Source organism: Streptococcus sanguinis, from assembly GCF_003943655.1.
Lineage (GTDB): Bacteria > Bacillota > Bacilli > Lactobacillales > Streptococcaceae > Streptococcus > Streptococcus sanguinis_F.
Genome location: NZ_RJMM01000042.1, coordinates 1 through 7,000, shown reverse-complemented (window position 1 = coordinate 7,000; position 7,000 = coordinate 1). Strand labels below are relative to the sequence as shown.

8 protein-coding genes are annotated in these 7,000 nt (G+C 41.8%); 7 read left to right on the top strand and 1 reads right to left on the bottom strand.

What is annotated here, in order from left to right; genetic code table 11:
- Window positions 1-1,769: 1,769 nt before the first annotated feature.
- From D8886_RS11325 to D8886_RS11310, 5 genes are all read left to right on the top strand, one after another.
- On the top strand, window positions 1,770-2,033 hold the full coding sequence (locus D8886_RS11325; RefSeq protein WP_125435750.1) for a type II toxin-antitoxin system RelB/DinJ family antitoxin: 264 nt from the start codon (window positions 1,770-1,772) through the stop codon (window positions 2,031-2,033).
- Window positions 2,026-2,304 (top strand): type II toxin-antitoxin system YafQ family toxin, encoded by a 279-nt coding sequence (locus D8886_RS11320; RefSeq protein WP_002902247.1) that lies wholly within the window; start codon window positions 2,026-2,028, stop codon window positions 2,302-2,304. Before D8886_RS11325 ends, D8886_RS11320 begins: the two co-directional genes overlap by 8 nt.
- Window positions 2,305-2,391: 87 nt before the next feature.
- Window positions 2,392-2,544, top strand: a complete 153-nt coding sequence (locus D8886_RS11720; RefSeq protein ID WP_000778898.1) for a hypothetical protein — start codon at window positions 2,392-2,394, stop codon at window positions 2,542-2,544.
- Window positions 2,545-2,565: 21 nt separating this feature from the next.
- Complete coding sequence (locus D8886_RS11315) at window positions 2,566-3,807, top strand: aminopeptidase (RefSeq protein ID WP_125435748.1); 1,242 nt, start codon at window positions 2,566-2,568, stop codon at window positions 3,805-3,807.
- Between the two features lie 94 nt (window positions 3,808-3,901).
- Entirely contained in the window at window positions 3,902-4,132 is a 231-nt protein-coding gene (locus D8886_RS11310; protein WP_002908679.1) for a GlsB/YeaQ/YmgE family stress response membrane protein, read from the top strand.
- Between the two features lie 61 nt (window positions 4,133-4,193).
- Here D8886_RS11310 and def read toward each other — a convergent pair whose 3' ends face one another.
- Window positions 4,194-4,826: a peptide deformylase gene (gene def / locus D8886_RS11305; protein ID WP_032912376.1), complete on the bottom strand. Its 633-nt coding sequence runs from the start codon at window positions 4,824-4,826 to the stop codon at window positions 4,194-4,196.
- Between the two features lie 193 nt (window positions 4,827-5,019).
- Here def and D8886_RS11300 point away from each other — a divergent pair, with 193 nt between their 5' ends.
- Window positions 5,020-6,189: an MFS transporter gene (locus D8886_RS11300; RefSeq protein WP_111675278.1), complete on the top strand. Its 1,170-nt coding sequence runs from the start codon at window positions 5,020-5,022 to the stop codon at window positions 6,187-6,189.
- Window positions 6,190-6,200: 11 nt separating this feature from the next.
- Complete coding sequence (locus D8886_RS11295; RefSeq protein WP_125435746.1) at window positions 6,201-6,929, top strand: pseudouridine synthase; 729 nt, start codon at window positions 6,201-6,203, stop codon at window positions 6,927-6,929.
- Window positions 6,930-7,000: the final 71 nt, after the last annotated feature.

The window sequence follows — 7,000 nt, the reverse complement described above, 5'->3', positions numbered from 1 at the left end:
ACCTACACTCATATGAGAGTGTTGTTCATGATTACAATCGAAGAAAGCAACTAAATATCTACTTGACTAATTTATCAGCAGATATTACTGAGATGACAGAACAGTCCATTACTTATACTCAAAATGATAGATTGTCCGGTGATTTTGAATTGCTTAAAATACAAGTAGTTAAATTCCAAAGTCTGAGGAATAATGCTAGCCAGGTAGACAAAAATTTAAGTGAACTACGACAATTAAGGANTAACTTAGGTAATAAGTTTGACGAGTTGAGACATCGACATATTGATGGAAACAAATGTCCATTCTGTAATTCACAGTTCCAAACATTTGAAGAATTGAAGCAAGCTTATTATAGTTATAAAAATTATCTAACTGAAATTTCGTCTCAAAATAGTCTGCAATTGCAAGAAGCTCAATTATTGCTGAATGAACTGATCCAGCAACTGAAGCAGAAAATCATTGATGAAATAAATAGCCTTTCTACGGATGTAGATAAAAATTTATTAGATAGATTACAAGAATTAAAAAATTTGCATCAAAGTTATTCTCAAAATGTCGAAGGTTTTAAAACTTTTATTCAGTCGTATACAATTATAGTACCATATGAGTTGGGAAGGTTAGAATTTAAAGACTATAATCAGCAGCACCAGTTAAACTTGCAAGAATTTCAATCAAAATTAGTAGTTGATAATGATGTTTATCGGTTACTAGATATTAATAATCTGGAAAATATAAAGAGGCAACTGGGTGATTTAAGAGAAGAATTTTCTGAATTACAGTTTGAAACGTACCAATTGGAATCAAGTTCATATTCGAAGATAAATATGGCGACGATTGATAGTCGATTGCTTGAATTAAAAAATGCTATTCACTCGGCAGTTGATAATAAATATGCTATTAATGAGAATCTGATAGCAGACGCTGAGAACATATTTCCTACATATTTTCAAAGTAAAGTGGAAGTATTAGAGGATATTAGTATTGGAGATTTAGAAAATAAGAAACTTTATCTTGATGGACAGCATAAACTAGTTCAAAATCAGCAACTTCAAAATTTATCAAGTCAGATAGAAACATTGAGAACAACTGTGGAACGATTAGAAGGAATTAATACTATATATAAAGAGGAAGTAAAACAGTTCAAAATAGATATTGTTAAAAAGCTACGTATCCCATTCTTTATATACTCAGCAAAAATGTTACAAAATTATCAACAAGGTATGGGGATTTTCTTAACGCACAAGAAAACAACGAATAATGATAATGGAAAGGTAGCAATTATTAGATTTAAATCCGACACTAATAATGATCATGATGTAATGAATCAGCTGAGTACAGGGCAGTTGGCTGTTGTGTCTCTAGCATTTACTCTCTCCTTGAATACAATGTTTAAGTTATCTGATAATCTTAACTTCTTAATGATAGATGATCCAGTTCAAGATATGGATGCTATGAATGTACTATCTTTTATTGAAATTTTACGTCATGGAATTATAGATAAGTATCAGATCATTTTATCAACTTATAGCGATTTTAATGCTTTGTTCATGGGTTATAAATTTGCAAATTCGATTTCGGAAGTAAATATTAAATATGAAAATGTTAGTGACCTGCAAGGATAATAGTAAATTTCTTATTCTTTCTCCTGCTTTCTCTGTGAATCTTTGAGACTATCAAAAAAATCAATATAAAGAAGGTTAATGTATATCCAATAGATTTACATTAGCTTTCTTTTTTGTTAAAATAGTCTATAGAAAGAAGGTGAGAGTATGTCAAAGACTAGTATGAGCATCCGCTTGGACAGTGAGGTCAAGGAGCAGGCTCAACAGGTTTTCAACAGCTTGGGAATGGATATGACGACGGCTATCAATATTTTTCTTCGTCAGGCTATTCAGTACCAAGGGCTGCCCTTTGATGTTAGACTGGATGAAAGTCGGAAGTTAGTGGAAGTANTGGCAGATTTAGATCAAAATCGGAATATGAGTCAGTCTTTTGTGAGTGTCTCAGACTTGATGGAGGATTTGCGTGCTTAAGATTCGTTATCATAAACAGTTTAAAAAAGATTTTAAGTTGGCTATGAAGCGTGGACTTAAGGCAAACTTGTTAGAAGAAGTCTTGGAGTTTTTGATTCAGGAAAAAGAACTTCCTGCTAAATATCGAGATCATCAACTGACAGCATCCAAGCACTTTAAAGGAGTGCGAGAATGCCATATCCAGCCAGATTGGCTCTTGGTTTATAAAGTGGATAAGGAAGAATTGATTTTAAACTTGCTTAGGACAGGCAGTCATAGTGATTTGTTTTAAACTATTGAAAGATAATTGAGGATTCTGAAGACGCCAGTACAAGTAAGAATTTATACCTTAGAATTATGATTTAGAAAGGACTCTCTCATGAAACTTACCATTTCCGCTCAGGATAAGCCTGCGCAAAAAGTTTTTGATTACCAGCTGGATCTTGATCCAGATACAATTTTGAAAATGACCGCTTTGATTTGCGGCACTGTGGCAGCGGTTAGCCTACTGTCCCTGTTTAAAGAGAAATAACAAAAGAAAAGGAGAAACATTATGGTTCTGCCAAATTTTAAAGAAAACTTAGAAAAATACGCTAAACTATTGGTTGCCAATGGTATTAATGTGCAGCCGGGTCACACGGTGGCGCTCAATATTGATGTGGAGCAGCGTGAGCTGGCTCACTTGATTGTCAAGGAAGCCTATGCTCTGGGTGCTCACGAGGTCATCGTCCAGTGGGCGGATGATTTGACTACGCGGGAGAAATTCCTCCATGCACCGATGGAGCGCTTGGACAATGTTCCAGACTATAAGGTGGCTGAGATGAACTATCTCCTCGAAAAGAAAGCCAGCCGCTTGGGCGTTCGTTCATCTGACCCAGGAGCTTTAAATGGCGTGGATGCCGAGAAATTATCGGCTTCTGCTAAGGCTATGGGGATAGCCATGAAGCCGATGCGGATTGCAACCCAATCCAATAAAGTCAGCTGGACAGTCGCTGCAGCAGCCGGTACAGAGTGGGCTAAGAAGGTCTTTCCAAACGCAGCCAGTGATGAGGAAGCGGTAGACTTGCTTTGGGATCAGATTTTCAAAACCTGCCGTGTCTATGAGGATGATCCAGTAGCCGCTTGGCAGGCGCATGAAGAAAAACTCAGCTCAAAAGCTAAGGTTTTAAACGAGGAGCAATTCACAGCTCTGCACTACACAGCTCCGGGAACAGACTTGACATTGGGCTTGCCAAAGAACCACCACTGGGAGTCAGCTGGCAGTCTTAATGCCCAGGGCGAGTATTTCATTGCTAATATGCCAACAGAAGAGGTCTTTACAGCACCGGACTTCCGCCGAGCTGAAGGTTATGTGACTAGCACCAAGCCTCTCAGCTACAATGGCAACATCATCGAAGGCATCAAGGTGACCTTCAAGGATGGCCAGATTGTGGACATTACTGCTGAAAAGGGCGATCAAGTTATGAAGGATCTTGTCTTTGAAAATGCTGGTGCGCGTGCTTTAGGTGAGTGTGCCTTGGTACCAGATCCAAGTCCGATTTCTCAGTCAGGCATTACTTTCTTCAATACTCTCTTTGATGAAAATGCTTCTAACCACTTGGCTATCGGTGCAGCCTATGCGACTAGTGTGGTCGGTGGAGAGAATTTCTCTGAAGAAGAGCTTGAAGCAGCGGGTCTCAACCGCTCGGATGTCCATGTGGACTTTATGATTGGCTCTGGTCAGATGGATATTGACGGTATCCGAGAAGACGGCAGCCGTGTAGCAATCTTTAGAAATGGAGACTGGGCAATCTAAGATTTCGAGTTGCCTTAAATGGCGCATTCCATAATGATAGCTTCCACTTGCTTCTTTAGAAGCCTTGCTAGAAATATAGAAAGAAGGGGAATATATGATTGGTAGTATGTTTGTCGGTTTTATTATCGGCCTTATCGCCGGGGCTATTACCAGCCGTGGGGAGCGCATGGGCTGTATCGGAAAAATCCTCTTGGGTTGGTTTGGTTCCTTGATAGGTCAATTTCTTTTTGGTCATTGGGGACCAATGCTGGCTGATACAGCTGTTGTTCCATCAGTGCTAGGAGCAGTTATCCTCTTGGCTATTTTCTGGAGACGGGATAGTTAGAATAGAAAAAATACCTAGATATGAACTATCTAGGTATTTTTGATAATGATAGACAAGCTATTTACTCAATCACCAACATGCCGTCTTTGACTGCAAATGGGTCTTTTTCATTAATACGGTCGTAGAACATGATGCCGTTGATATGGTCGATTTCATGCTGAACAACGATGGCATTATAGCCCTTGAGTTTGATACGATGCTTTTGACCGTCCTTGTCAAAGTAATCCACGGTGACTCGCGCATGCCGAACCACGTAGCCAGGTACTTCTCGATCGACTGATAGGCAGCCTTCACCATCGGCTAAGGCTGCATCCTGAACGGAATGGGCTACAATCTTAGGATTGTACATCAGCGTTTGCAGGCTATAAGCTTCCTTAGGCGGATTGCCCTCTTCGTCGTCAGGGTTGGGAACTAAAACAGCGATGATCCGTTTGGAAATATCCAGCTGGGGAGCAGCTAGACCAACACCGCCGCGCAGCCCCATTTTTTCTGCCGTGACTGGGTCCTGGGAATGCTTGAGAAATTGCATCATCTTCTCGCCCAGAATGATTTCCTGGTCTGAGAGAGGGAAGCTGACTTCCTCAGCGATAGCGCGCAGGGTCGGATTGCCCTCGCGGATAATGTCCTTCATATCAATTAAATGGGCTGGTTTGGTTAATCGTTCAATAACAGATGTTTTTTCACTCACAGACATGATTCTCTCCTTTTTCTATCCTTCATCATAACATAAAACCTCCAAGAAATAAAGGCGGGAGCGGTTTTGACTGGCTGGTAGTGCCTGATTTTAAATGAAGCCACAGCGACCCATAATATTCCTGACAAAGAAATTGCGTCTTGGCCCAAAAAACTGTATGATAGAGGTAGTGTGAATTTTAAAGGAAAATAGAATGAAAAAATTGATGGAAAAGGTGAGTATCCTCTCGCTTTCTTTGATTCTGACGACGGCTTTTTCGATTTCCAGTGCCCAGTCGGCCATGTTTGCTTTTTATAAGGAGATTCCAGAAAGTTGGGTAGAACTTCTGGTTTCCTTGCCTTCGGCTGGGATTATGCTGATGTTGCTGTTTAATAGAGTCATTGAGAAATACCTGACAGAGCGTCAGATGATTGTGAGTGGGCTTCTGATTTTTTCACTTTGCGGGCTTCTTCCTCTACTTAGTCAGTCTTACTGGCTTATGTTTGCCTCTCGGATTGTCTTTGGGATGGGAATCGGTCTGCTCAATGCCAAGGCTATCTCGATTGTTAGCGAGCGCTACAAGGGACAGGAACGCGTTCGGCTTTTAGGACTGAGGGGATCAGCAGAAGTAGTCGGGACAGCTTTCTTGACTTTTGGCGTCAGTCTACTTCTTCCTCTCGGCTGGCAGGCTGCCTTTCTCGTCTATACCTTTGGACTGGTGGTTTTAGCGTTTTATCTGCTTTTTGTCCCTTATGACAAGGTCTCTGAAAAGCAGCAAGAACAGTCTGAATCGACTCCTAAGCTAAGCCAGCAGGATTGGCAGTTAAGTCTAGCTTTTGCCTTTGTGGCGGGGGTTATTGTGCTGACCTATATCGCCATCAATGTGCGGGTGCCGGGGATTGTAGAGAAGTCTGGCATGGGGACACCCCAAACTGCAGGCATGATTCTTTCCTTGATGCAGTTGATTGGGATTGCAGCGGGCATCAGCTTTGCCAGTTTGACCCGTCTTTTTAGAGATAAACTGCTGATGCTTTCTGGTCTGGTTTTTGGCCTGACTCAGATTATTATTGGCTTCTCACCAAATCTCTTGTCACTCAGCTTTGCTACTATTAGCGCCGGCTTTGTCTATAGTGTCGGTCTGACGACCATTTTTTACACCCTATCCGAGCGCATTTCCGCCCACCTACTCAATCAAGCCACTTCTATCGTGATTTTAGGCTGCAGTATCGGAGCAACGGCCACTACATTTGTCCTCAGTTTCATCGGGAGCTTCTCCAATGCTCCAGCCTTTATCTTCAGCGTTTTGGGTATGGCTATGATTCTGACCTCGCTCTTTGTTCTAAGATTTAGCAAAGAAAAGAGCGGCATGGCTTCAGGAAGTTAGGAGGTTATACGATGCGTCTGGATAAATTTTTAGCAGAAAATGGTCTGGGCTCACGTGCTCAGGTCAAGCAGCTTCTAAAGAAAGGGCTGGTTTTGGTCAATGGCAGAGCAGAGAAATCACCTAAGACCCAGATTGATGAGGCAGCAGATGACATTGTCGTTTCTGGCCAAAGGCTGACTTATGAGAAATTCGTCTACTACCTTCTCAACAAGCCGCAGGGAGTCATTTCGGCGACAGAGGATGACCGTCATCAGACGGTTCTGGACTTGCTGGATGAGACTGCCCGTCAGAAAGAAGTCTTTCCTGTCGGCCGCTTGGATATTGATACCCACGGCCTGCTCCTTCTGACCAATAATGGCAAGCTAGCCCATGCCATGCTGTCACCCAAAAAGCACGTAGAAAAAATCTACCGAGCTCAAGTGGCTGGCCTGATGGAGCAAGCAGATGTAGAGCGATTTGCTGCAGGAATAGAACTGAAAGACTTCACCTGTCAGCCAGCTCAGCTCAAGATTTTAGAGCTGGATGAGGCAAAAGAGACTTCTCTCGTAGAAATTACCCTAGCGGAAGGTAAATTCCACCAGATCAAGCGCATGGTGGCTGCCTGCGGAAAAGAAGTCACGGATCTTCAGCGCCTCACGATGGGGCCCCTACAGTTGGATCCTGCATTGGCTCTTGGAGAATGGCGGAGATTGACTATTGATGAATTAGAACGTTTAACAATTTTTAAAGTCGAGCTTTAAAATCCAGCACCTAATGAATAGGTGCTGGGTTTTAATTTACGCCGTTTTTGGGATGTATTCAAAAATTACTA

Bases quoted from the DNA above. Each gene is read 5' to 3' on its own strand.
- D8886_RS11720 (WP_000778898.1), top strand. From the start codon at position 2,392: ATGAAACTTACCATTTCCGCTCAGGATAAGCCTGCGCAAAAAGTTTTT.
- D8886_RS11315 (WP_125435748.1), top strand. From the start codon at position 2,566: ATGGTTCTGCCAAATTTTAAAGAAAACTTAGAAAAATACGCTAAACTA.
- def (WP_032912376.1), bottom strand. From the start codon at position 4,826: ATGTCTGTGAGTGAAAAAACATCTGTTATTGAACGATTAACCAAACCA.
- D8886_RS11300 (WP_111675278.1), top strand. From the start codon at position 5,020: ATGAAAAAATTGATGGAAAAGGTGAGTATCCTCTCGCTTTCTTTGATT.
- D8886_RS11295 (WP_125435746.1), top strand. From the start codon at position 6,201: ATGCGTCTGGATAAATTTTTAGCAGAAAATGGTCTGGGCTCACGTGCT.
- D8886_RS11310 (WP_002908679.1), top strand. From the start codon at position 3,902: ATGATTGGTAGTATGTTTGTCGGTTTTATTATCGGCCTTATCGCCGGG.